The sequence below is a fragment of the Streptomyces sp. NPDC027189 genome (assembly GCF_055566975.1).
Map to the genome: position 1 here is coordinate 61,773 of NZ_JBVHRI010000032.1, position 23,435 is coordinate 85,207.

The 23,435-nt window shown below is 70.3% G+C and carries 19 protein-coding genes and 1 pseudogene; all 20 read right to left on the reverse strand.

Going from position 1 to position 23,435, the window contains the following annotated elements; all coding sequences use genetic code 11:
- The 20 genes and pseudogenes from ACZ4RZ_RS43330 to crcB (ACZ4RZ_RS43425) all read right to left on the reverse strand — a co-directional run bounded on the left by ACZ4RZ_RS43330 (nt 1) and on the right by crcB (ACZ4RZ_RS43425) (nt 23,192).
- A complete protein-coding gene (locus ACZ4RZ_RS43330; RefSeq protein WP_467753061.1) occupies nt 1-648 on the reverse strand; it encodes a PIG-L deacetylase family protein in 648 nt (215 codons plus the stop codon).
- Complete coding sequence (locus ACZ4RZ_RS43335; protein ID WP_467753062.1) at nt 645-1,445, reverse strand: glycosyltransferase family protein; 801 nt, start codon at nt 1,443-1,445, stop codon at nt 645-647. Before ACZ4RZ_RS43335 ends, ACZ4RZ_RS43330 begins: the two co-directional genes overlap by 4 nt.
- The gene (locus ACZ4RZ_RS43340; protein ID WP_467753063.1) at nt 1,442-2,677 is read right to left on the reverse strand and encodes a class I SAM-dependent methyltransferase; all 1,236 of its coding nucleotides are present in this window, start codon (nt 2,675-2,677) and stop codon (nt 1,442-1,444) included. The genes ACZ4RZ_RS43335 and ACZ4RZ_RS43340 overlap by 4 nt, the downstream gene beginning before the upstream one ends.
- Nucleotides 2,604-3,914 carry a glycosyltransferase gene (locus tag ACZ4RZ_RS43345; protein WP_467753064.1) on the reverse strand — a complete coding sequence of 437 codons (1,311 nt, stop codon included), beginning with the start codon at nt 3,912-3,914 and terminating at the stop codon, nt 2,604-2,606. The genes ACZ4RZ_RS43340 and ACZ4RZ_RS43345 overlap by 74 nt, the downstream gene beginning before the upstream one ends.
- A 2-nt stretch (nt 3,915-3,916) precedes the next feature.
- Nucleotides 3,917-5,149: an O-antigen ligase family protein gene (locus tag ACZ4RZ_RS43350; protein WP_467753065.1), complete on the reverse strand. Its 1,233-nt coding sequence runs from the start codon at nt 5,147-5,149 to the stop codon at nt 3,917-3,919.
- Nucleotide 5,150: 1 nt separating this feature from the next.
- The gene (locus ACZ4RZ_RS43355; protein ID WP_467753066.1) at nt 5,151-6,686 is read right to left on the reverse strand and encodes a right-handed parallel beta-helix repeat-containing protein; all 1,536 of its coding nucleotides are present in this window, start codon (nt 6,684-6,686) and stop codon (nt 5,151-5,153) included.
- A gap of 8 nt (nt 6,687-6,694) precedes the next feature.
- Entirely contained in the window at nt 6,695-8,638 is a 1,944-nt protein-coding gene (locus ACZ4RZ_RS43360) for a heparinase II/III family protein (protein ID WP_467753067.1), read from the reverse strand.
- Complete coding sequence (locus ACZ4RZ_RS43365) at nt 8,635-10,827, reverse strand: bi-domain-containing oxidoreductase (protein ID WP_467753068.1); 2,193 nt, start codon at nt 10,825-10,827, stop codon at nt 8,635-8,637. The genes ACZ4RZ_RS43360 and ACZ4RZ_RS43365 overlap by 4 nt, the downstream gene beginning before the upstream one ends.
- Nucleotides 10,828-10,843: 16 nt before the next feature.
- Nucleotides 10,844-12,778, reverse strand: coding sequence for an asparagine synthase (glutamine-hydrolyzing) (asnB, locus tag ACZ4RZ_RS43370; RefSeq protein WP_467753069.1), 1,935 nt, complete (start codon nt 12,776-12,778; stop codon nt 10,844-10,846).
- A gap of 3 nt (nt 12,779-12,781) precedes the next feature.
- Nucleotides 12,782-14,302, reverse strand: a complete 1,521-nt coding sequence (locus tag ACZ4RZ_RS43375; RefSeq protein WP_467753070.1) for a Wzz/FepE/Etk N-terminal domain-containing protein — start codon at nt 14,300-14,302, stop codon at nt 12,782-12,784.
- Nucleotides 14,299-15,669, reverse strand: coding sequence for a Wzz/FepE/Etk N-terminal domain-containing protein (locus ACZ4RZ_RS43380; protein WP_467753071.1), 1,371 nt, complete (start codon nt 15,667-15,669; stop codon nt 14,299-14,301). The genes ACZ4RZ_RS43375 and ACZ4RZ_RS43380 overlap by 4 nt, the downstream gene beginning before the upstream one ends.
- Nucleotides 15,666-16,931 carry a glycosyltransferase family 4 protein gene (locus ACZ4RZ_RS43385; RefSeq protein WP_467753072.1) on the reverse strand — a complete coding sequence of 422 codons (1,266 nt, stop codon included), beginning with the start codon at nt 16,929-16,931 and terminating at the stop codon, nt 15,666-15,668. The genes ACZ4RZ_RS43380 and ACZ4RZ_RS43385 overlap by 4 nt, the downstream gene beginning before the upstream one ends.
- On the reverse strand, nt 16,921-18,237 hold the full coding sequence (locus ACZ4RZ_RS43390) for a nucleotide sugar dehydrogenase (RefSeq protein ID WP_467753073.1): 1,317 nt from the start codon (nt 18,235-18,237) through the stop codon (nt 16,921-16,923). Before ACZ4RZ_RS43390 ends, ACZ4RZ_RS43385 begins: the two co-directional genes overlap by 11 nt.
- A gap of 73 nt (nt 18,238-18,310) precedes the next feature.
- Nucleotides 18,311-19,789: a sugar transferase gene (locus ACZ4RZ_RS43395; protein ID WP_467753074.1), complete on the reverse strand. Its 1,479-nt coding sequence runs from the start codon at nt 19,787-19,789 to the stop codon at nt 18,311-18,313.
- A gap of 747 nt (nt 19,790-20,536) precedes the next feature.
- Nucleotides 20,537-20,674 (reverse strand): annotated as a pseudogene (locus tag ACZ4RZ_RS43400) (IS256 family transposase); the annotation flags it as partial.
- A 289-nt stretch (nt 20,675-20,963) separates the two neighbouring features.
- A complete protein-coding gene (locus ACZ4RZ_RS43405; protein ID WP_372496954.1) occupies nt 20,964-21,047 on the reverse strand; it encodes a 50S ribosomal protein bL37 in 84 nt (27 codons plus the stop codon).
- A gap of 95 nt (nt 21,048-21,142) precedes the next feature.
- Nucleotides 21,143-21,490, reverse strand: coding sequence for a DUF190 domain-containing protein (locus tag ACZ4RZ_RS43410; RefSeq protein ID WP_467753075.1), 348 nt, complete (start codon nt 21,488-21,490; stop codon nt 21,143-21,145).
- Between the two features lie 276 nt (nt 21,491-21,766).
- On the reverse strand, nt 21,767-22,135 hold the full coding sequence (gene crcB / locus ACZ4RZ_RS43415; protein WP_467753076.1) for a fluoride efflux transporter CrcB: 369 nt from the start codon (nt 22,133-22,135) through the stop codon (nt 21,767-21,769).
- Nucleotides 22,135-22,473, reverse strand: a complete 339-nt coding sequence (locus tag ACZ4RZ_RS43420) for a DUF190 domain-containing protein (protein ID WP_467753077.1) — start codon at nt 22,471-22,473, stop codon at nt 22,135-22,137. Before ACZ4RZ_RS43420 ends, crcB (ACZ4RZ_RS43415) begins: the two co-directional genes overlap by 1 nt.
- Nucleotides 22,474-22,559: 86 nt before the next feature.
- Nucleotides 22,560-23,192, reverse strand: a complete 633-nt coding sequence (crcB, locus tag ACZ4RZ_RS43425) for a fluoride efflux transporter CrcB (RefSeq protein WP_467753078.1) — start codon at nt 23,190-23,192, stop codon at nt 22,560-22,562.
- Between the last annotated feature and the right edge of the window lie 243 nt (nt 23,193-23,435).

The window sequence follows — 23,435 nt, forward strand, 5'->3', positions numbered from 1 at the left end:
TCAGTCCCCCAGATTGAGCGTGAGTTTGGTGACGGCGAACGCCTCGGCGTAGCGCGCGTGGCATTCGATACCGCGGATCCGGGCAAGGCCGAGGAATGCCTCCCGGTCGTACCAGGGCCGGTGCCGCTGCGAGGGGTAGTGCTCCTGCAGCAGCCGCACCTTCAGTTCGGCGATCTCCGGCGACAGCGGCTGGTACGCCGCCGGTCGGCCGAGATCGCCGTCCCACTTGACGATCTCGTAGCCGAGGACCATGTGGTCGCGGAACGCGGTGGGTATCAGCTTCGCCAGGCCGCGGTGATCCTGGTGCGCGTCATCGGCACGCGGGGCAAGGACGAGATCCGGCTCGGTCTGTCCGCGCAGCTCCTCGACCGCGGCCTTGGCCTCGTCCCAGTGCACGGGCATCCGGCCGTCCGGCAGCTTGAGCACGGTCAGCCGCAGGTCGGCGCCCGGGCAGAAGGCGGCGAGCGCGGCCCGCTCCTCCTGCTCCCGCTCGCTGCCACCGCCGGAGAGCACCAGCGCGTCGACGCGGGTGCCCGGATGCGCGAGGCACATCGTCAGCAGCGTGCCGCCGGCGCCGATGGCGATGTCGTCGCAGTGCGCCCCTACCGCGACGATCCGGTCCAGGCGCCCGGCCCCGAGCCGGATCACGCTCTCGCTCCGGCACTCGCGCCGTCGTGTTCCCACACGGCCCACGGGCGGTCGCCCCGGGCGTAGGCGTCGTCGAGCGCGGCCCGCTCCTTCACGGTGTCGGTCGGCTTCCAGAAGCCGCGGTGCTGATGCGCCACCAGCCGTCCCTGCTTGGCCAGTTGGGCGCAGCCGTCGGCGACCAGGTCCCCGTTCTCCGGTATGTGGTCGAAGACCTCCTGGCGGAGCACGAAGTAGCCGCCGTTCTCCCACAGCGGCATATCGCTCACCGCGGTGATGCCACCCACCAGGCCGTCCTCGCCCAGGTCCACGCAGTGGAACGAGGACTGCGGCGGTACCACCATCATCGACGCACCGGCGTCGCGCCGGGCGAAGTTCTCGATCATCTGCGGCAGCGGGGCATCGGTGAGCACGTCGGCGTAGTTGGCGAGGAACATCTCGTCGCCGTCCAGGTGGTGCCGCACCCGGCGCAGCCGCTCCCCGATCGGTGACTCGATGCCGGTCTGCGCGAACGTGATCGTCCAGTCCGCGATGTCGGTGGACAGCAGCTCGGTCCGCCCGCCCCGCAGCACGAAGTCGTTGGACGTCGTCTCCTCGTAGTTGAGGAAGAAGTCCTTGATGTGGTGCGCCCCGTACCCGAGGCACAGGATGAACTCCGTGTGCCCGAAGTGCGCGTAGTAGCGCATGACATGCCAGATCAGCGGTCGCGGCCCGACCATCGCCATCGGCTTGGGCACGTCGTCGGAGGCGCCGTTGCGCATCCGCATCCCGTAACCGCCGCAGAACAGAACGACCTTCACGACTTGACCTCGACAATGCTCAGTTCCGGGATGGGAAAGACAAGGCCGCCGCCCCAGTCGTGCACGAAGGACAGCTGCTCGACCAGCTCGGCCCGCAGGTTCCACGGGAGGACGAGGACGTAGTCCGGCTTGTCGGCGGCTATCTGCTCGGGCGGCAGGATCGGGATGCGGGTGCCCGGGGTGAACCTGCCGTGCTTGTAGGGGTTGCGGTCGACCGTGTACGGGAGCAGGTCGGGCCGGATGCCGCAGTGGTTGAGCAGGGTGTTGCCCTTGCCCGGGGCGCCGTAGCCGACGACCGTCTCGCCGCGCTCGGCCGCCTCGATGAGGAACCGCAGGAGGTCCCAGCGCACCTTGGCCACGCGAGCGGAGAACTCGGTGTACCCGGACAGCTCCTGCAGCCCGGCGGCCTTCTCCCGGGCCAGCACGTCGGCCACCCGTTGGGTCGGCTCGCCGGCCACCTCGGTCGGCCGGGCCCACAACCGGATGGAGCCGCCGTGCGTGGGCAGCAACTCAACGTCTACGAGGGCGAGTCCGCCGCTCGCAAGGGCCCGGATCGCGGACGCGACCGTGTAGTACTGGAAGTGCTCGTGGTAGATCGTGTCGTACTGGTTCTCCTCGATCAGGGTCAGCAGGTGCTGCACCTCGATGGAGACCCAGCCGTCGTCGGCGACCAGGGCGCGCAGCCCCCGGGTGAACCCGACCACGTCGGGGATGTGCGCGTACACGTTGTTGGCCACGACCAGGTTTGCCGGGCCGTGCTCTTCGCGGACGGCGGCGCCGGTGTCCGGGGCCAGGAACTCCGTGAGCGTGGGCACACCCGCCTCCCGCGCCGCAGCGCCGACGTTCACGGACGGCTCGATGCCGAGGCAGCGGATCCCGCGGTCCACCACGTGCCTGAGCAGGTACCCGTCGTTGCTCGCGACCTCGACCACGAAGGCGTCGGGGCCGAGGCCAAGGCGCTGTACGGCGTCGGCGACGAACGTGCGCGCGTGCTCCACCCAGGAGGTCGAGTACGAGGAGAAGTACGCGTACTCCTTGAACGTCTCCTCCGGCGTGATCAGCGGAGGGATCTGCGCCAGCCAGCAGTCGGTGCAGACCCGCAGGTGCAGCGGGTACGCGGGCTCCGGCTGGTCCAGTTGGTCCGCGGCGAGAAAGCTCTCACACGGTGGCGTCGCCCCGAGGTCGACGACGCTCGCCATCGCTTCCGAGCCGCAGAGTCGGCATCGTGTCATCTACTGTCCCCATCCCCCTGCTCGCGCGGGTGTCCCCGCCGCGAGTCAGTGCTGACCGACCCGCGATCGCGGTGCGGTACTCCTCCACCAGGCGCTCCAGCCCGACGGCCGGGCTGAAACCCTGTTCGTAACGGAGCCGGGCCGCTTGGCCCATCTCCCGGTTGCGGGCCGGCTCGGCCGCGATCCGGCGTATGCAGGCCGCGAGTGAGGCGGGCTCCCCCGGCTGGTGCAGCAGCCCGGTCACGCCGTCCTCGACGAGTTCGACGAAGGCGCCGTGACCGGCGGCGACGACCGGCACCCCGGCCGCCATCCCCTCCACGACCACCAGGCCGAACGCCTCCAGCCACGTCGAGGGAGCCACCACGGCGACCGATCGCGCGACGGCCTTCCGGCACTCCGCCGGGTCCAACAGGCCGACGTAGCGCACGTCGTCCCGGCCCGCCGCCCAGGCGGTCACCTCTCGCTCCAGCGGCCCCGCGCCGGCGATCACGAGCGGTACGCCCACACCGCCGCTCGCTGCGATCTCGTCCCACGCGGCCATGAGCAGCCGTACGCCCTTGGCCTCCGCGAGCCGGCCGAGATAGAGCAGATGCTCTCCCCCGCCTTCTCGGCAAGTGCCCGGGTCGGGCACGAAGTTGTGCTTCACCGCCAGCCGCTCGGCCGGCATGCCGGCCCGCACCAGGACGTCGCGCTGCGCCGCGGAGATGCAGAAGAACCGCTCCACGCCGGACCACCACCGCCGCCGGTTGACCGACAGGCTGACCGCGAGTGGCACCGTCGCAAGGCGGGAGTTCCGGTAGCAGCCGTGCCGGACGGCGGGCAGTGGTGCAGAGCCGACGCACTCGGTGCACGGCCGGCCGTCCCGCTGCAGCGTGCCGGGAGGGCAGACCTGGGTGTAGTTGTGCAGCGTGGCGACGGCGGGCACGCCAGCGTCGGCGCAGGCGGCAAGCACCGCGGGCGACAGGAGCGGGAAGACGTTGTGGACGTGGACGACGTCCGGCCGCTCGGTGCGCAGCCGGGCGGCGAGCTCCGTGCGGACCGCCGGGTTCCACGGCACGAGCAGCGGCACCGCGGCCTTGCCGAGGAGGGACCGGGCGGCGATGTCGTCGCTGCGCCGCTCGAACACCTCGACCCGGTGGCCGGCCGCGCGCAGCAGCTCCACCTCCTGGTCGACGACCTTGTTCTCCCCGCTCGGCTGCGCCGAGCCGTAGCGGTTGTGCACCACGAGGATGTGCATGCTCACCCCACCTCCGATCTCTGGGCCCAGCGCGGGATGTGTCGTCGAGGGACTTCGGGCGTCGCGAGAGGAGCGGCCTCGGCAGGTGCCGCCAACAGAGAGGCGGCCAGGGCCAGATGCAGCAGATACGGCGAGGCGTCGCCAAGACCCGCCTCGGTGTACGACGCGATCGCGCAGTAGCTGATCAGAAAGATCGCGCAGGCCCTCTGCAGCGACGGTGGCCGCAGCAACGCGACGCCGCCCAGCACGATGATGATCGCCGCGACAAGGGTGACGCCGACCAGGCCCTGCTCGTTGTAGACAGCCAGCCAACTGTTGTCGATCGGCAGCCCGCCGAACGACTTGTCGCCCAGGCCCACGCCGAACAACTTCTCCCCGGTCGTCCGGGGCGCAGCCAGCAAGGCGTCCCAGACCTTGGCCCGACCGGTGAGGCTGGAGAAGTTCTCCTTGCTCTGTCCGCGCAGGAACCACGCCTGGAGCACGGAGCCGAGCGCCACCGCGGCCACCGTGGCGCACAGCACCGCCCAGGTGAAGAAGCGGCGGGCCGCGGCGCTCGTGAGGAGGAGCGAGCCGATCGCCAACGCCAGCCCGATGAACAGGCCGAGCGTGGCCGTCCGGGTATGGGTCAGCGCGAGCAGGACGAGTGACGGCACGATGACCACCACCGCGCTGGTCCTGTCGGTGCGGCGGCCCAGTACGAGCAGCACGGTGAGCCCGATGATCACCGCGGCGTACTGGCCGATCTGCGGCGGGGTGAGCGGCCACAACGCGCCCACCAGTCGCCCGCCGTAGAGGTCGGGCAGCGCCGCGCCAGGTGAGACGACCAGGCCGGCGGCCACCGACCCGAGCACCGCGAAGTACATCCGGATGTGGTGCCGGACGAACGTCAGGCTGCCGTCCCACCAGCGGCTGAGCAGCCACAGCGTGCCGACGAAGAGAGCCAGCCTAAAGCACCGGAACAGCGCGCCGAACCCGGACTCCAGATGCGCGCTGGAGATCATGCTCGTCACCAGTAGCAGGGTGAGCAGGAAGACGTACGCACTGGCTCGGATGCGCAGCCGGAGATTGACCGCGAGCGCCAGCGCGAACGCGGCGACCAATGCGCCCATGGTGGCCATCTGGATGAGGGAGCGGGGCAGCGGGATGATGGTCTTCGCCCCGGCGGAGCCGAGCGTGTTGAGGACCAGCAGCCCCCAGACTGTCCCGACGATCTTCGGCGTGTGGTCCGCCTCCATCTCAACCACCGTCCCGTGCGCGGAAGGTGCTGCCCGCGTCCTGCTGGTACGGCGTGCCCTGCCACTGCACGACGTCGAGCACCCGGCTCGGGTCGTAGGCGACGAACTTCCATGGTCCGACGTAGACGTTGTCGTGCCAACGGTTGTGCTGCTTGCTGGTGATCGCCTCGGCCACCCGCTCGCCCTTGTACGGCGACCAGTCCGGATAGGTGCCGTAGTTGGCCAGCACCGCCATGCGGTCGCACTTCACCGTGCACTTGACGACGGACTTGTCCAGCACGAAGCGGTTGTCGTGGATGTCCACCCGCTGGGTCTTCCACCGGCAGTCGGCGTAGAGCGGTGCCTTGGCGATCGCCGGCTTCGCGCAGCGGTGGGTGTCCCGGACCAGCAAGGTGCAGTCACCGGACGAGGTGTTGGCCGGGCTGTTGCAGAACCGGTCGGCGTTTTCCCACAGGGTGATCCCGGACCAGTTGTTCTCCAGCACGTTCCGGTAGATCTCGATCTTGTCGGTGCGGGCTTTGATCCGTGGTTCGCCGCCGGACTCGGACAGGTAGACGGTCGCGTACGGGAAGTTGTCGCCGCTGTCGGCGTACTTGCGGCCCTCGACCCAGTTGTTCCGCCGGATCGTGTTGTTCCGGATGACCGCGTTGTAGCTGGTCTCGTAGATCAGCGCGGCACCGTCGTTGGCCTCGAGCACGTTGTCCTCGATGCGGAAGTCGTTGTTGTTGGTGTCCGCCCACAACCCGGCTCCACGGTTGTCGTGCACCCAATTGCCGCGTACGTCGGCGCCGTTGACGGCCCAGAACTTCACGCCTCCGGTGCAGCCACAGCCCGGCTTGCGCCGCTCCCAGTCGCCGGTGTTGTTGCCCACGATCTCGTTGCCCTCGACCACCAGGCCGCGGATGGGACCGCCGTCCTTATACGCGTTCATGCCGTACTGCCCGTTGCTGCGCAGGCAGCTGGCGCGCACCCGCTGGCGGGCACCGGCCATCAGCCCGGCACCGGAGTTGTACTGGATCGTCGCGTGCTCGATCACCCACCCGTCGGCCGAGTCATGGTTGACCACGCCCTCGTCCGGCGGCGCCACGAAACCTTGCACGGTCAGGTAGCGGATGGTGACGTTGCGGGCGCTGCCGCCGAACGCGTACTGGTTCTTCTTCCGGCCGTCGAACACCGCGCCCGGCGCACCGAGGTAGCGGTCCCCCTCCTTGGGGATGACCTGGGCGTAGCGGTCCGGGTCGAGCCTGTGCTTGCCCGGTCGAAGCCAGAACGTGGTGTTCGGGGGGTTGCTCTTGGTCTTTGCTGCCAGGTCACCGACCACCGCGGGGTCGACGGTCACCGCGCCCGCCGGCGCCTTCGCCGGCCCGGCCGTGGGCTTGGCGCACACCCGGGCCACGGACACGGCCGCGGACGTGGACGTGGACGGCGCGGCCTTCGGGTCCGCCCCGGCGCCCGACGTGCTCACACAGCCGGTCGCCAGCAGGGCCAGCGCCAGCGGTGCCGCCGCCAACTCCCAGTGCCGCATCTTGATCCCCACGCGCCCCCCTAGCCGTGGAACCTGAGCACGGTGGTGAAGCCCTCCGCGCCGTCGGCGAAGCCGGTGCCGACCAGCGTGGTGGTGGGTTCCTTGCGCCCGAATCCGGCGGAGTACCAGCCGAGCGGCGGGTCGGTCTCGCCGCGATGCGCCTGCCAGGACAGCTGCCCGGGCAGGTCGAGCACGGCGGAGCGGTCCTCGCCCTCCCGGGTCCAGGTGAGCTGTGCCCGGTTGTCCACCAGGTCCGCGGCGATCGTCGGGCCGAGGTGGAACGCCAGGTGCACGGCCCGGCGCGGGCCGCGCACCTCGTCCACCACCCTCAGCTCCTGGCTCGCGGCCGTCAGCTCCACCCGGCGGCGGTGCACGGAGCCCTGGTAGCCGTCGTGCTCGGCACACCAGCGGGCCACCCCCTCGCCGGATGTGTCCGCGGCCAGGACACGGCTGCGGGCATGCCGGGTCCACAGGAACGGGCCGCCGGAGACGGACTGGTCACCGCCGTCCAGCTGCAGGGTGTTGTGGCCGAGGGTCGACCGGAAGTACTGCCGCCACTCGGGCTGCCCGTGGTAGCAGTACGTCCCCGGGTCGGCGAGCACATCGACCCCGTCGTGCCGGACCTCCACGGACAGCGCGTCCGCGTGGGCATGCGCGGCGATGGACAGGAAGCCGTGCGGACCACCGTCGCAGCGGCACCAGATCTCTTCCAGGCCGCGCAGGATGGTGAGCCCCGCGTCGGCGAAGTGAGCCGGTCGGCTTGCGGGGCGGGTCACAGACGGTTCAGTGGGTTTGATGAGCGCGGCCAGCAGCGGGGTGCGCACATCCGTGCCGGTCACCGCCGGCCACCAGGCGAGCCGGCCGAACACGGCGTCCCCGGTGGCCAGCAGCGAGGCCCAGCGGTCGGTGCCCGCGCCGTCCACGATCAGACCGTGCCCGTCGTCCGCGTCCCCCTGGCGCGGCGGCCGGAGCCGGCTGTCCACGATGGCCGCGAGGGCGTCGGTCATGCGCAGCAGCACCAGCCGGACGGACGCGGGGACCGGCACTCCGGCGGCATCCGCCTCGGCCACCGCGGCCAGGCCGAGCTCCAGCACCAGTCCGTGATACTCGGTGGCCAGCTCGCGGTTGAGGCCGGAGGCGTAGGTGTTGCTTCGCAGGTGCCGCTCCAGCGACCGCAGCGCGTCAGCTCGCCAGCGCGCCGAGGAGGGGAACCACCCGAACGCGCACGCTGCGGCGAACTGCCCGGCGGCCTCGGCGATGACGTGGTTGTTCGCCGAAGACCCCCGGCTGGGGAAGGCGGCCAGCCAGCGCTGGTGGTGCCAGATCTGGTTCAGCGCCACCGGGTTGTCCTCGAACAGCCCTGCCGCGCCCGGCCAGTCGTCGAGCAGCCGACGGATCCACACCCAGGACAGCAGCCGGATACCCAGTTCGATGCCGCTGATCCAATGGACGCCGCGCAGCGGTGGGTTGGCCGCCCACCACGACCGCAGGTGCTCGGCCACGCGCTCGGCGTACCGCTCGTCTCCGGTGATCGCGTAGGCGGCGGCGAGCACGGTGAGGTACTGGTGCCGGGACAGCTCCCAGATCTGCTTGATGTCCCCGACCGCGTCCTCGTTCCGGTACGGCACGTCGAAGGCGTAGCCCCACGGAGCCCGGCGCCCGGTCTTCGGGTCGCACCACCAGTCCGGGTCGGCCAGGTCGTCGCGGACCACCCCGAAATACTCGACGTGCCCGTACATCAGCCGGTCCGCCTCGGCGATGAGGCGTTTCGCGGCGTCGGGATGTATGGCGGCAATCGTCCCTGCGGGCAGGACCGCGGTGAACCGGGCGCCGGTCACGCTCGGGCAGTCGGGCCGCGCCGACCGCCACCGCCGCCTGCGCACCGCGTCGCCCACCCGGCCGCCGACCTCCCGCGGCCCCATCCGGGAAAGGCGTCGCAGGTACCAGCCCGCGCTCATGGTCATCGTGCCCGCTCCAACGTCACCGGCGCGCCGCCGGCCAGTCCGGCCTGCACGGCGAGGGTGGCCGCCGTGGTGGCGACCAGCGACTCCAGCGGCACCGGCATCGGCCCGCCGGTCCGCACGGCCTTGATGAACGCGGCCAGCTCGGCGGACTGGCCCTTGTCCCGGGCCTTGGGCAGCCGCGAACTGACCCACTTCTTGCGGCCGTACACCGAGGCACGGACGAAGTCGTCGAGCCGCAGCACCTTGCCGTCCGCGACCAGGTCCAGCGTCTCCTTGGGGAAGCCGGGCGCGCCGGTGGTGACGTAGCTGATGGTGGCGGTGGACCCGTCCGGGTAGCGCAGCACGACCTGCAGGTCCTCGTTGCCGGACGCGGCGACCGCGTACACCGAGACCGGGTCTGCCTCGAGCAGCCAGCTCGCCGTGTCGATGAAGTGTCCGCCCTCGCCGGCGAACCGTGAGCCCTCGGTGCCCTGTTGGAGGTACCAGCTGCCGTGCTGGAGTCGGCCCGCGTTGACCAGGTAGCGGAGGTTCGCCGGACCGGTCCGGGCGCCGAACCGCTTCCTGGCCTCCTGCAGCAGCGGCGCGAACCGGCGGTTGAAGCCCACCTGCAGCCGGTCGTTGCCGGACTCCTCCACCGCCGCGAGTACGCCGGCCAGCTCGTCCTCGGTGAGCGCCAACGGCTTCTCCACGAACACGGTCTTGCCGGCCAGCAGCGCTCTTCGGGTCAGTTCGGCGTGCGAGCTGTGCCGGGTGACGACGAACACCGCGTCGATGGACTTGTCGCCGAGCACGGCGTCGAGATCGGTGGTCGCCTCGTCGAAGCCGAACTTCCGCTGCGCGTTGGCCGCGGACAGCGCCGTTGTGGTGACGACGGTCGACAACTTCACGCCGTCGCGCTGTGCCAGGTGCGGCAGCAGCATCGACGTCGCGTAGTTGCCCGCGCCGACGAACGCAAGACGTACCGGCGTCTTGGCGGCCCGGGCCGGGGTGGACACTCCGCCGCTGCGTCGCTTCACCGCGGGCACGGCCACCGCCGGGGCCCCCGCTTCCTCCGCTTCCCCCGCGCGTTCGGGGTACCGGAACAGCACGGCCACGGCCTTCAGGTCGCCGTCCTTCAGGCGCTGGTACGTCTCGACGGCGTCATCGAAGTCGGCGACGTGGGAGATCAGGGGTTCCACGTCGACGCTGCCGCGGGCGAGGAGATCGAGGAAGCACGCCAGGTTGCGGCGCTCGGTCCAGCGCACGTAGCCGATCGGGTAGTCGCGCCCCTCGAGCTCGTACTCCGGGTCGTAGCGCCCGGGGCCGTAACTGCGGGAGAACCGGACGTCGAGTTCCTTCTCGTAGTACGCGTTCCACGGCAGGTCCAGGCGGCACTTGCCGATGTCGACGACCCGGCCGCGGTCCCGGCAGAGCCGGGCGGCCAGCTCGACGGGTTGGTTGCTGCCGCCGCCGGCTGCCAGGTACACCTGGTCCACGCCGTGGCCGCCGGTGAGTTCGGCGACGGAAGCCTCCACGGCCGCGGACGCGGGATCGCCGCAGGCCGCGGCGCCCAGGCGCTCGGCGAGCTCGCAGCGCACCGGGTCGGGGTCGACCCCGACGACGCGGACTCCCGAGGCGGCGAGGAGCTGCACCACCAGCTGCCCGATCAGCCCGAGGCCGATGACCAGTGCCACTTCGCCGAGCTGCGGCTCGCCTTGGCGGACGCCCTGCAGCGCGATCGACCCGACGGTGCCGAAGGCCGCGTGCCGCGGTGCGAGGCCGTCCGGCACCGGGGCGTAGAGGTTCTTCGGCACCCAGTTCAGCTCGGCGTGCAACGCGTGCTCATTGCCGGCGCAGGCCACGAGGTCGCCGACCTTCACGTCGTCGATGCCGGCGCCGACCTGCTCGACCACCCCGCACAGCGAGTAGCCCAGCGGCGTGTAGGAGTCCAGCTTGCCCATCACCTTGCGGTAGGTGGCGGGCACCCCGTTGGTGGCCACGCTCTGCATGACCTTGGCCACCTGGTCCGGCCGGGAGCGGGCCTTGCCCAGCATCGACATGCCGGCCTCGGACACCTTCATGAGCTCGGTCCCGGTGGATATCAGCGAGTAGGCGCTGCGGACCAGCACACCGCCCGGCTTGCACCCCGGCACCGGAACGTCGAGCACCGCCAGCTCGCCGCTCTTGTAGTTCTGTACGACCTGTTTCACCGAAGTCCTCTTGTTTCTACGCCGTCACGGGGGAGTTCTGGCCGGACCCGGAGGTCGCGTCGCGATACCAGTACTCGAGGGTCAGCACATGCCACAGATGCTTGGAGAAGTCCCGCTGCCCGGCGGCGTCCTCGGCGACCATGCGCGCCAGCGCGTCGCGGCGCAGGAACCCGGAATTGACGAGCACGCCGTCGTTGACCACCTCGCGCACCAGCGGTGCCAGATCCCGGCTCATCCAGGCCCGCAGCGGGGCGCTGAACAGGCCCTTGGGCCGGTACACGATCTCCCGGGGCAGAATCGAGGTGGCCGCCTCCTTGAGGACTGCCTTGCCCTGCCGTCCGACGATCTTGCGATCGCCGGGCACGGCGAACGCCGCCTTGACCACCTCGACGTCCACGTACGGCACCCGCACCTCGGTCGAGGCGGCCATGCTCGACCGGTCCGTGTACGCGAGGTTCAGGCCCGGCAGGAACATCCGGGCGTCGCCCAGGCACATGCGGTTGACGAAGTCGTCGAGGTCGTTGTCCTGGTAGATGTCCGCATGCTCGGTCAGCACGTCCTCGACCGTCCCGGCCAGGTCCGGATCGACCAGGGCGAGCAGCTCGTCCTGGTCGTACATGGTGTAGCTGCGCCGGAACGCGGTCTCCTCCGGCAGGTCGGCGAAGGAGAGGAACCGCTTCGCGAAGCGCACCGACCGGTACCCCCGGCGGGACGTGGCGACCGGCAGCCGGTCCACCACCCCGGACACCCCGCGGCGCAGTGGCCGCGGGACGCGCTGGTAGCGCAGCGCGAGCAGGTTGGCCAGGTGCTTGCGGTACCCGGCGAACAGCTCGTCGGCGCCCATCCCCGAGAGCATCACCTTGACCCCGGCCTCCCGGGCGGCCGAGCAGATCAGGAACGTGTTGATCGCGGCGGGGTCGCCGATCGGCTCGTCCAGGTGGTACGTCATCTGCGGCAACAGGTCGAGCACGTTCGGAGCGATCTCGATCTCGTGCAGGTCGACGCCGAACCGCTCGGCCACCTGCCTGGCATAGCGCAGGTCGTCCGGCATCGCCTCGAACTTGGCGTCCTCAGCGCGGAACCCGATCGTGTAAGCGGAGATCCCGGGCTGGTCGCGGGCCGCCAGCGCGGTCAGGTAGCTGGAGTCGAGGCCGCCGGAGAGGAAGGTCGCCACGGGTACGTCGGAGAGCAGGTGGCGCCGAGTCGATTCCTCGACGATGGCGGCTATGTCGGGCTGCTCGCCGGCCCGGGCCCGCTCCCGGCCCTCTGCGGCGACGTCCTTCAGGTGCCAGAACCGGCCGCGCTCCACCCGGCCGTCGGGCCGGCACCTCAGCCAGCTCCCCGGCGGCAATTTCTCCGCTTCGCGGAACGCGCACCGCGAGTCCGGCACCCAGTAGTACAGCAGCGAGGCCACCAGCGCCGCATGGTCCACCTCCAGCGACCCGCCGGTCGCGGCGGCGAGCGCCTTGAGCTCGGAGGCGAACACCAGGCCCTCGCCGCGCCGGAGCAGGAACAGCGGCTTGATGCCCAACTGGTCGCGGGCCAGCACCAGTTCGCCGGTTCGTTCGTCGAAGATCCCGAACGCGAACATGCCGCGCAGCCGGGGCAGGCAGTCCGTGCCCCAGCGCCGCCAGGCCTCGAGGAGCACCTCGGTGTCGGAGGTACCACGGAAGCGCACCCCGGCGGCTGCCAGTTCGGCACGCAGCTCGGGCGCGTTGTACAGCTCGCCGTTGTACGTCAGGGCGAGGCCGTCCGAGACCATCGGCTGGGCGCCGGTCTCGGACAGGTCGATGATGGCCAGCCGGCGGTGCCCGAGCTGCACTTCGCCGTCGCCGACGGGGTGGCCGTAGCGGCCCGCCCCGTCCGGGCCGCGGTGGACGAGGGTATCGGTGAGCCGGTCGGTCACGACCTTCCCGTCCGGCCATCGATAAGTGCCTGCGATGCCACACATGTCCTACCGCACCTCCTCGTTGCTGTCCGGGACCCGTGCGGCCCACATCGGCTGCCGTTCCGCACGCCGCCGTCCCGTCCCGTTCTGCGCGGCCGAACGCTCGTTCCGGCCACGCAGCGCGGTGTGCAGCCCGTCCCAGAGCGTGCCGTCGGTCCGGTCACGCGGATCGGGGTCGATCAGCACCACACCGATCACCGGAATGCGCTGGTCCGCGAGCTGCCGCGCCACGGTGTGCAGCCATGCGGCGCTGCCGTGCCCGGCACGCACGACGAGCGCGGTCTGGGTGCCGAGGTACTGGAGGTCGGTCCACGCCGTGCCGGGCGCGACCGAGCCGACGCCGACCCTGCGCTCCTGATGCGACATGGCCTCGGCACGCTCGCCGCTGACCACGGTCGGGTCTCCCGGCTTGGGGCGGCGGCCTGCGAGTTGCGATCTGGGCAGACCATCGATGATGACCACTGGCCCGTCCGCCGCCAGTGCCCTGGCGAGGTCCAAGGCGATCACGCTCGTGCTGCGCGCACAGCCCAGTTCCAGCAGCGACACCGGTTCCGCGGAGCCGCGCACGGTGCGGGCGAGGGTCCCGATGAGCCGTTCGCGTGCCGCCCGGGTCCGTCGGCGCTGCCACAGCCAGCCCTTCCGGCGGGGCAGCTCCGCGATGACCGAGGCGCCCAGGTTCGCCGCGATGTCCCGGCGCAATACGGGGCGGTCCGCCACCACCACACCGACCGCGGCCAGCGCGAGCCCGACGACGAGCCCGAGGACGAGCCCGATCGCGGCGTCGGTCACAGCGGCCTTGGGCAGGGAGTGTCGCACCGCGCGCGCGGCGTCCACGATCTGCGTGCCGGCGATGACCTTGGGTGTGCCGGTGCGTGCCTCCGCGGCGCGCTGGTCGAAATCGGCGATCCGCGAGTTGAGTTCGGCCCGGCGGGCGAAGAGCGACTCGATGCTCGCCGACGCTGTCGGGTCGCTGTCCGGCGATCGGTCTCCGATCTCCTTGTTGACCTGGGCGAGCTCGTCCCGCGTGCGGTCACGCTGGTCGAGCAGGGCCTTGGCCTCGGCCTTCGCGGCTTCCTGCATCCGCGTCACGTGGTCCGCGACGAACGCATCGGCCAGCGCCTTGGCCCGGGCCACGGCTTCCGCGTCGCTGTCACCGGTCACATCGATCTGCAGCAGGTTGTTGGTCAGCCCGGTACCCCGGTAGTCCCGCATGAAGTCCTCAGGTTTTTCCGGGGACTTGAGGGACTGCAGGGCCATGCCGGCGACCCGCGTGGTCTGCAGCAGCGCGACGTCGGTGCGGATCAGCGTTCCGGTGTCGTTCGGCTGGTCCTCCTCATGCGCGACCAGCACCTTGGTCACCGCGCTCGGCGGCGACGGCATCAGGACCGCCACCGCCGCGCCGACCAGCAGGCCGAGGAGCGCCATGGCGCACCACAGGCGGCGGCGCCTGCGCACCGCCACCACCAGCGCCTGCAGGTCGAGGAGCGGAGCGGCAGCCGACGACTCCGAAGTCGTGCTCGTCGTCACGCTGAACCTCCCGTCGCGTGGCCGGGCACCGCAAGCGCCAGAGTGGCGTCGTCCGGAAGTTCGCCGGCAGACCGCGTGGGGCGGGACTGGACCGTGCCGGCGACGACGACGCCGACGACCTCGTGCCTGCCGTCCGCGCACGCCTCGGCGATGCCGGTGAGCTCCTCCGCTGTCCAGCTGCTCGCGCTGAGGACCACCAGGGCGCCGGACTCGGTGTCGCGGTCCGGCACCATCGGCCGGTCCACCGACACCTCCACCACCCGCAGCAGCGGATCACCCTTGGCCTCGGCGACGAGCTGCCCGGCGGCCCGGCGGGCGATCTCGTCGCCGTCCGGTACGACGACCAGCAGCCGCCGGGGAGCCGGCAGCTGATCCCGGAGGCGAGCGCACACCCGCCGGTAGCGGAGCCGTCTGCCGGCCTCGTCGCCGGACTTCTGCGGGGCCGGTATGTCCCACCGCGTGTCGACGCCGAGGAGTCGGCGGATCCGGGCTCGTGGGCCCCCGCCTTCCGGCCGCTGCGCGCGCCGTTCACCGGGCACGTCGACGGTGCCGAGGATCGTCGAGCCCAGCGCCGCGGCGATCTCCGGTTCGGTGCGCAGTCGGCGATTCATCCGTGCGGCGACGAGATGGCCGATGACCGCGAGCAGGAAGAACAGCAGCGCCCCGGCGACGATGAGCTGCATCCTCGTCGGCGGCGCCTCGCCGGTCGGCCGGGCGGCCGGGCCCATGACGACCATGCCTGCCTTGTTGGTCGCCGGGTCGGCCTCGCCCAGCTTCTTCATGGCCTCCCCCAGCGAGGTGCGCAGGTTCTCGAGCGCGGTGCGGGCCTGCACGCTCTCCACGGTCTGTCCCGGATCGGCCGCCTTGGCCAGGTCGGTGATGCGGCGGTTGGTCTCCGCCACCTTCTTCCGCAGCGCCTTGGTCTCCGTAGTCGCTCCGGCGTCGGTGCCGCTGCCCGCGATCTGCGCGGCGAACTGCACGAACTGCTGGGCCACCTGGTCGGAGAGCTGCTGCGCGCGCTTCGGGGTGTCGGCCGTACCGGAGATCGTGATGATGTTCCCGTCGGCGGCCTTGGCGCTCACGTTGTCCCGCAGCTCGGTATCGCTGACGCCGGACCAGTGGAGAGCGGCGGCCGCGCGGTCGACCACTGCCGAACTGGTGGCGATGTCCACCTGGGTGAGCAGCTCGCGCTCCTCCCACACCCCTGGCAGCAGTACCGGTGCCGACGCGGTGTATCGCGGCGGGAACACCAGCACCGAGGTGCCGTAGCCGACGAGTGCGCCCACCACGGCGAGGACGGCGAGAAGCCGCCACCGCCGACGGAGTATCCGCCCGATCGTGACGAGGCGGATGGTGTCTTCGTTCAACTGCGCTGCCTCTTCCTTGTGCGCACCGGACCGCCCGCCGACACCGCAGTGCGGTCACGGCACGCGGCGGCGTAGGCGGCGAGCAGCGACGCCTGCGAGTTAGGCCAGGAGAGCTGCCCGCCAATCCGCTCCTGGCCGATCTTGCCCATCCGGGCCCGCTTCTCGGGATCGTCCAGCAACACCGTGATGAGCTTGGCGAATTGGGCCTCGTCGTTGGCGGGCGCGTAGACGGCGGCGTCACCGGCGGAGACGCGCGCCTCCTTCAGGTCGAACGAGACGATCGGCCGACCCATGGCCATGTACTCCAGGACCTTGTTCATGGTCGACACGTCGTTGAGCGGATTGCGCGGGTCGGGAGAGAGGCACACGTCCGCGGTGGACAGGTAGCGCACCAGGTCGGCGTCCGGAATGCGGCCGGTGAACTGCACCTGCTCCGTGAGCCCGAGCTGCCGGGACAGCTCCACCATCGCGTCGAAGGCGTCACCGGAGCCGACGAACACCGCATGCCAGTCGGTCCGCCCGAACTCGTCGCGCAGCTTCGCGAGGGCGCGCAGGGCGTAGTCGACGCCGTCCTGAGGGCCCATGACGCCGAGGTAGCACAGCAGATGAGGCTTGCCGCGCTTCAACTCCGGCTCGGGCGACACCGGTTGGAACCGCTCTATCGCGGGCGCACTGCGCACCACGAAAACGTCCTCCGGCCGCCGACCGCCACGGCGCACCGCGACGTCCCGGTAGCTCTCGTTCGTGGCGAGCACGACGTCAGCGGCCCGGTAGGTCAGCCGTTCCAGCGTGCACACGGCGCGGTAGAGCCGGTCTTCACCGCGGCCGAACCGGGAGAGGTACAGCTCGGGTACCAGGTCGTGCTGGTCGAAGACGAACCGCGCGCCGCGCCGCTTCAGCCACAGTGCCGGCAGGAACAGCAGGTCCGGCGGGTTGCAGGCGTGGACCACGTCGACCGGGCCGACCTTGCGGGCCAGCCGGGCCGTGTGCCACAACGCCGATCCGTACTCCCGCAGGTAGCCGGCCGGTCCTCCGGTGGCCGCGCGCAACGGGTAGCGGTGGATCCGCACCCCGTCGATCAACGCCTCCGGTTCCGTGTCCCGCTTCTCCCCCCGGGGACAGATGACGTGCACCGTCCAGCCCGCGTCGCGCAGCGTCGTGCACTCCTGCCACACCCGTCGGTCGAACGGCACCGACAGGTTCTCCACCAGGATCAGCGCGCGTCGGTTCGACCCGTCGCCGCTGATTGCGTTACCAAGCAAGGCCTATGTACCCCGGTTCGGTCCGGCGCGTCTCGGCGTCGGGAAGGCGGATGAGGTCGACGATCACCGGTCCTTCGCCATGGCGCAGCGCTGAAAGCACGGCCGGATCCCTGGTCCCGACCAGGCACACCTCGGCGTGCTCGAGCACCTCGTCGACGGAGTCCGCGAGCAGCTGCGCGAGGTGCGGCAGCCGGGTCTCGATGTACTCGCGGTTCGCGCCGATCAGCCGGGAGAGGCTCACGTTGGCGTCGTAGATCTTCAGGTCGAACCCCTTGCCGAAGAGCCTTTCCGCCAGCTCGACGAGCGGGCTCTCGCGGAGATCGTCGGTGCCGGGTTTGAAGGACAACCCGAACAGGCCCACCCGGCGCTTGCCGGTGCGCTCGACCAGGTCCACCGCGCGCTGCAGATGGTCGGAGTTGGAGGGCAGCACGTGGGCGAGGATGGGCACCGAGACGTCGGCCCGCTGCGCCGCATGGACCAGGCTGCGCAGGTCCTTGGGCAGGCAGGAGCCGCCGAAGGCGAAGCCGGGTCGCAGGTAGGCGGGGCTGATGTTCAGCTTGCGGTCGGCAAGGAACACATCCATCACCTGGTGCGAGTCCACCCCGAGCGCCTGGCACACCGCGCCCAGCTCGTTCGCGAAGCCGATCTTGAGGCCGTGGAAGGCGTTGTCCGCGTACTTGATCGCCTCGGCCGTCGGGACCGGCACCCGGAACACCTCGCCGGGCAGGCCGTCGTACAGCGCCGCCACCGCCTCGCCGCTTGCCGGGTCGAGCTCGCCGATGACGGTCTTCGGCGGATCGAAGAAGTCCCGCACGCTCGTGCCCTCGCGCAGGAACTCCGGGTTGACCGCGACCCCGAAGTCCACCCCGGCCGTGCCGCCGACGTTCTTCTCCAGGATCGGTACCAGCAGGTTCAGGCAGGTGCCCGGGAGCATGGTGCTGCGGAACACGACGGTCTGCCGTCCGCCCCGCTCGGCCAGCGCGGCGCCGATCTGCTCGGTGACCCGCTCCAAGTACGTGGTGCACAGGCTGCCGTTGGGCTCCGACGGGGTGCCCACGCAGACCAGCGACACCTCGCTGCCCATGATCGCCTCACGGACGTCGCCGGTGGCGCGCAACGCTCCGGTTCGCACGACCTCGGCGATGAGCTCGCCGATCCGCTCCTCGACCACCGGGGCCTTGCCGTCGTTGACCAGGTCGACCTTCACCTGGTTCACGTCCACCCCGATGACCTCGTGACCCAGGCTGGCCAGGCACGCGGCCGACACGCAGCCCACGTAGCCGAGCCCGAAAACGCTGATTCTCATGAACCGTTCCTCCCCCCAGGCAGGCCCTCGTGGCCTGCGGTCCGCACGTCGTCCGGACGACGACCCCCGCGCATCAGTAGGCCCCCTGGCCATGGAGCACCGCACGCAGCGTCTTCCACAAGATCACTGTGTCCAGGGCGAGCGACCAGTCCTCCACGTACCGCAGGTCGAGGCGGACCGCCTCCTCCCACGGCAGGTCGCTGCGTCCGCTGATCTGCCACAGGCCGGTGAGTCCGGGCTTGACCAGCAGCCGCCGCCGGATGTCCGGGCCGTACGCAGCGGACTCCTCCGGCAACGGAGGCCGCGGACCGACGAGCGACATCGATCCGGTGAGCACGTTGAAAAGCTGCGGGAGCTCGTCGATCGAGTACCGGCGCAGCACTGCTCCCACCCGGGTCACCCGCGGATCCCGGTGGAGCTTGAACAGCAGCCCTGCACCCTCGTTGCGGTCGGCCAGCTCGGCCCGTGCCCCGTGGGCCCCGGCGACCATGGTGCGGAACTTGAGGATGGTGAACTCGCGCCCGTCCTTGCCGACCCTGCGCTGGCGGTAGAACGCCCCGCCCCGGCTGTCCACCAGCACGAGCAGCCCGACGAGCACCATCAGCGGCGCGAACAGCACCAGCAGGACCGCTGCGCCCACTCGATCGACGACCCCTTTGATCGCCCGGCGCCCCCCGGTGAAGGTCGGCATGCTGACCCGCAGCAGCGGTATCCCGAGCACCGCGTCGACGTGCAGCCGCGGGCCGGCCACCTCCATCAGCACGGGGGCCACGACCATCTCGGCATCGCTGCCCTCGAGGTTCCAGGCCAGCCGCTGCAGCCGGTCCGGTGTCCAGTGCGGGTCCGGTGTGACCGCGACGACACGGTAGCCGCCGTGCTCGACGTGCTTGGCGACGTCCGTCAGCCGGCCGATGACCGGCACTCCGCCCAGTTGGTCACCGTCGAGTTCGAGACCGTCCGTCGTGCACACTCCGTCCACCCGCCATCCGAGGTGCGGGAACTTGCGGGTTCGGCTGATCAGGTCGTGCACGGTGGCCGGGCTCCCGGCAGCGAGCACCGGTCTCAGGCACCGCCCTTCCTTCCGCCGTTTGTGCAGCGAGAGGCGCAGCAGATACCGCGCAGTCATGGTGACGAGCGCGATCGCGGGGATCGCGACGAAGATCCAGAGCTTGATGTTGCGCGAGGTGAGAGCGATCCCGCCGAGCGCCAGTACGACGGTCGCCGTGAACAGTGAGCGTCCGAGCCGGCGGAATTCCTCGGCGCCCTGGCCGAGCACGGCCGGAGCCCACGACCGGCTCACCGCAAGCGCTCCCAGCACCAGCAGCTCGGTGCCGAACGCGAGAATTCCCCACTTCTCGTGCCAGTTGGCCGCGTCCCGGGCCCCGAAGAAGTTGCCGATCGCCGCCACCACCAAGGCGGTGGCCACGGTATCGCTGATGATCACGGTACGGCGGTACCGCTGCTCCCAGTCGTTCGCCGGCTGGCTGATCGCCCCGTTCGCCAGACGCCCGCGCGCCGACGGAAAAGGGCCGACTAATCCCCCCTGCCGCACAGAACCCCCCCGGTCCCCATTGGTACGACGTGGTCGCCCAACACTGTTCCTCCCCCCGGGAGGCCCCCGCCCCCCGCACAGTTCCTCCCCCTCGGGAGGACCCCGCCCCCCGCGCTGCGCTGTTCCTCCCCCCAGGAGGCCCTCGCCCCTCGCGCATGACATCGCGGCTATTTCAGCGCTACTTGAACTGCCAGACTCTCGAGGTGCACGGGAACCCGTCGAAACCTCGGGTGCTCCCCGCACCCAAAGGTCCCTCTCGGGCTCAAGAATTGATCACCCACACGTCTGGCCCCGGAGACGCAGCTGCTGGCTGCCCGCAGCGTCTGACCTATAGATCATGATTTGTCGCCTCGTGTCCCAGCATGCGAAGCACGGTCAATCTAGACCATCGGGGCCCGTCTGAAGAGAGGGATGTGTGTAATTTGTGCTCAAGATTTGAAGCTGCGTCCAGGGATCGGTGACGTCTGCGGGTGCCTTGATGACGAAGACGTGCCCTGTGACCTGTGGTGACGGGAGTTCTCCAGGCGGCCGACACCGGCAACCCCGAGGCATCCCGGCACCGCAGGCTGGGCCGCACTCAGGGCCTTTTCGGCGGATTCTTGTCGGTGAGCACGGGGCGGTGGTTGCGGGTGCGGGCGATCGACGGCACGTAGGAACGGATCTTCACCGATCTGCTCGCGCAGGCAGACGCCCAGGGCGACCTCGACCGGGTCGTCGCCGTGGACTCCATGATCGTGCGCACCCACGATTGCAGAGGGCATCGGCCTCCGCAGACATGAGCGCGTCGGCGAACGTCTTGACCATCGCGCGCAGCATGTCCGGACTCGCCGCGGCGAGGTTGTCTTCGGCCAGGACGTGCAGGGGCACACTGTCGGGTGCGGTCATCGTGCTGATCTCCTTCGAGCTTCGACACCTCGAAGATCAGCCGGTGGCCGTTCATCTATGCGGGCATCATCCCGATGCCGGAGCAAAACCCCAGATCAGGTCGAACCCGTACACCACTTCCCAGGACGCAACCAGGCCCGGCCCAACGAAGCGGCAGCGAGGCACTGACCAGCCACTTTCCCTGGGACCGAAGGGCCCTCCGGAGCCGTGCGCGCAGGTTGGAATGTTCCCTGCCCAACTCTGGAAAAGGCGCCCAGTCAGAGACCCCTCGGCCGTCTGCTCGGTTGGCTCAGGCGTTGGGACGCTTGCCGTGATTGGCCTTCTTCTTCTTACGGCCGCGTCGCTTGTTTCCTCGCTTAGCCACGGTGCACATCTCCCTAATTCGGGACTTCTATGCCTTCGCCAGTCTAGATTCGGCCCCGGGTATCCGCATGAGCGGTACCGCGGCCACGATCACCAGTGGCCAGTTCACGGTGCTCCTTTGTCCCGGGCGACGTAGCGGATGACCTCGACCTCGTCGAGGATGACCATGCCTTCGCTGATGAGTTCGTCCAGTTGTGGGAGGAAGGCGCGGATGAGGTCTTCGGTGTCGACGATGATGACGGTCACCGGCAGGTGTTCGCTGACGGCCAGCAGCCGGGGGGTGTGGATCAGCGAGGAGGCTCCGTAGCCTTCGACGCCTCGGAAGACCGAGGCTCCGGCCAGCCCGGTGGCGCGGGCCCGGTGGACGATCTCGGTGAAGAGGGGCTTGTGGTGCCAGGTGTCGCTCTCGCTGATGAAGATCGTCACGCGCAATGCCGTACCAGTCAGTCTCATTGCTGCTGCCTCCACCTGTTGACGCGGCGGGTCGGTGTCGCCGCGATCCATACCGACGCCAGGGCGGCCGGCATCATCCCGGCCAGATGAACGAGTCCGGTGCGGCGTGGCCGCCGTTCACGAGTTTCTGTATGGCCACGGGGACGGGGCTGCGGATGCGCTCATGGTTGCTTACCTTTCTCTTCCGTTCCTCAGGGTCACGAAGCGGAACGCCACAGCAGCCCTCCCTGGTCGGATGCTCCCTGAATCCCGATCACACAATGCCCTCGGAGCGGGTCACAGCCAGGCCAGGAGGGCGTAGCCGGCGGCTGCGGCGGCGAGGCCGAGCAGGAGGCTGCCCAGAGCATTGAGTCCGGCTTCGGCGAGGGAACCGTCCTCAAGGAGGCGGAGGGTCTCGAAGGAGAAAGTGCTGAAGGTGGTCAGTCCGCCGCACAGGCCGGTTCCGAGCAGCAGCATCACGGACGATGGCAGGCCGTGGGCTGCCGCAGCTCCGGCCAGTGCGCCGAGGATGAACGAGCCGACCGCGTTGACGGCAAGCGTGCCGAGGGGAAAAACGCTGTCGTGGCGAGCCTGGACGGCCTTGTCGGTGAGATACCGCAGCGGGGCGCCGATCATGCCGCCCAGGAAGACCATGAGGACGGGCATCAGCGCGTCTCCCCCTCGGCGAGCGGACGAGGCACGCCGGTGTGGTGGGCGACCACCTGCACCGGGTCCAGGGTCACCAGCGCCTGGGGGACGACGTCACGGACCTCCGAGAGGAAGGCACGCACACGGTCCTCCTCGTCGATGACCACGACCGTCAGGGGGAGGTCTTCGGCGAGGTCGAGCAGGCGGGTGGTGTGCACGAGCGAGGAGACGCCAAAGCCCTCGAAGCCACGGAAGACGCTGGCGCCGGCGAGCCCGGCGCGGTGCGCCCGGTGGACGATCTCGGTGTAGGCCGGCTTGTGGTGGTACTGGTCCCACTCACCGAGGTAGACGGTCATGCGCAAGCCCGGGCCTTTGAGGGGCGCGCGTGGCGCGCGAGGGGGAAGGCCGTCATCCGCCTGGTGGCGCCGGGGAAAGTGCGGGTTCATCGCGAACTTCCTTTACGGGGCGGACCGCCGGGTGAGGCGGGTAGCCGTGCCGGCGGGGGCGCGGAGGGTGTCTGGTCGCGGCGGCTGGGTCCGCGTCGCACTGGTAGCCCGGCGGCCCGGCGGGCCACCGCGATGCCTGTCCAGACCGCTACGACTCCGGCGACAAGGCTGGTCAGGGCGTAGGCGTCTGCCATAGACCAGTGGGTGGTGGCGAGCAGGTGGCGTATCTCCACGGTATAGGTGGAGAAGGTCGTGTAGCCGCCGAGGACGCCGACACCCAGGAACGGGCGCACGTAGCGGGAGGGCGGCCACACCTCCAGGACATAGACCATGAGGAGTCCCAGCGCGAGACTTCCGGAGATGTTGGTGACAAACGTTGCCCAGGGAAATCCCTGGTTCGGGGTCGGCCAGGCGTGTGCGATGCCATAGCGGGCAACGCTGCCCAGTCCGCCGCCCAGGGCGATGACTGCCAGGACGTCCGCCTGCCGGGGCCGCCAGGTGCTGGGGGAAGGCTCCTGGGGTGGAGCCTGCGGTTCGGCGCTGACGGCGATGTCAGGGTCGACCGGCAGGGTCTCAGCTGGGGGCAGGTCGTCGCGGGGCTGGGCCTCGGGGCCCTCTCCGCCGGACATGCAGCACTCCCTTGTGCGGGCTGGGCCAGGGGTTCCACGGTGTCCCGCGCGGCGCAGCGGGCCGCCCTCGTGGGTTGCAACGGCCGCCAGGGGTGGCCGTGCGGGCTCCCGGTATGACGTCCTGGTTGCGGCGGGGGCGGGATGGCCGGGGCATGATCTTCTCCTACCTGTAGAGATGCCTGCGTGGCAGGTATCAGGTAGGGACTGTTGTCGACCCAGTCGTTGCGGTCGCGGTTCCGGCGA

Coding starts and splice junctions, on each gene's coding strand:
- ACZ4RZ_RS43340 (WP_467753063.1), bottom strand. CDS start 2,677: ATGACACGATGCCGACTCTGCGGCTCGGAAGCGATGGCGAGCGTCGTC.
- ACZ4RZ_RS43345 (WP_467753064.1), bottom strand. CDS start 3,914: ATGCACATCCTCGTGGTGCACAACCGCTACGGCTCGGCGCAGCCGAGC.
- ACZ4RZ_RS43350 (WP_467753065.1), bottom strand. CDS start 5,149: ATGGAGGCGGACCACACGCCGAAGATCGTCGGGACAGTCTGGGGGCTG.
- ACZ4RZ_RS43360 (WP_467753067.1), bottom strand. CDS start 8,638: ATGACCATGAGCGCGGGCTGGTACCTGCGACGCCTTTCCCGGATGGGG.
- asnB (WP_467753069.1), bottom strand. CDS start 12,778: ATGTGTGGCATCGCAGGCACTTATCGATGGCCGGACGGGAAGGTCGTG.
- ACZ4RZ_RS43390 (WP_467753073.1), bottom strand. CDS start 18,237: ATGAGAATCAGCGTTTTCGGGCTCGGCTACGTGGGCTGCGTGTCGGCC.
- ACZ4RZ_RS43405 (WP_372496954.1), bottom strand. CDS start 21,047: ATGTGCACCGTGGCTAAGCGAGGAAACAAGCGACGCGGCCGTAAGAAG.
- ACZ4RZ_RS43410 (WP_467753075.1), bottom strand. CDS start 21,490: ATGAGACTGACTGGTACGGCATTGCGCGTGACGATCTTCATCAGCGAG.
- crcB (WP_467753076.1), bottom strand. CDS start 22,135: ATGCCCGTCCTCATGGTCTTCCTGGGCGGCATGATCGGCGCCCCGCTG.
- ACZ4RZ_RS43420 (WP_467753077.1), bottom strand. CDS start 22,473: ATGACCGTCTACCTCGGTGAGTGGGACCAGTACCACCACAAGCCGGCC.
- crcB (WP_467753078.1), bottom strand. CDS start 23,192: ATGTCCGGCGGAGAGGGCCCCGAGGCCCAGCCCCGCGACGACCTGCCC.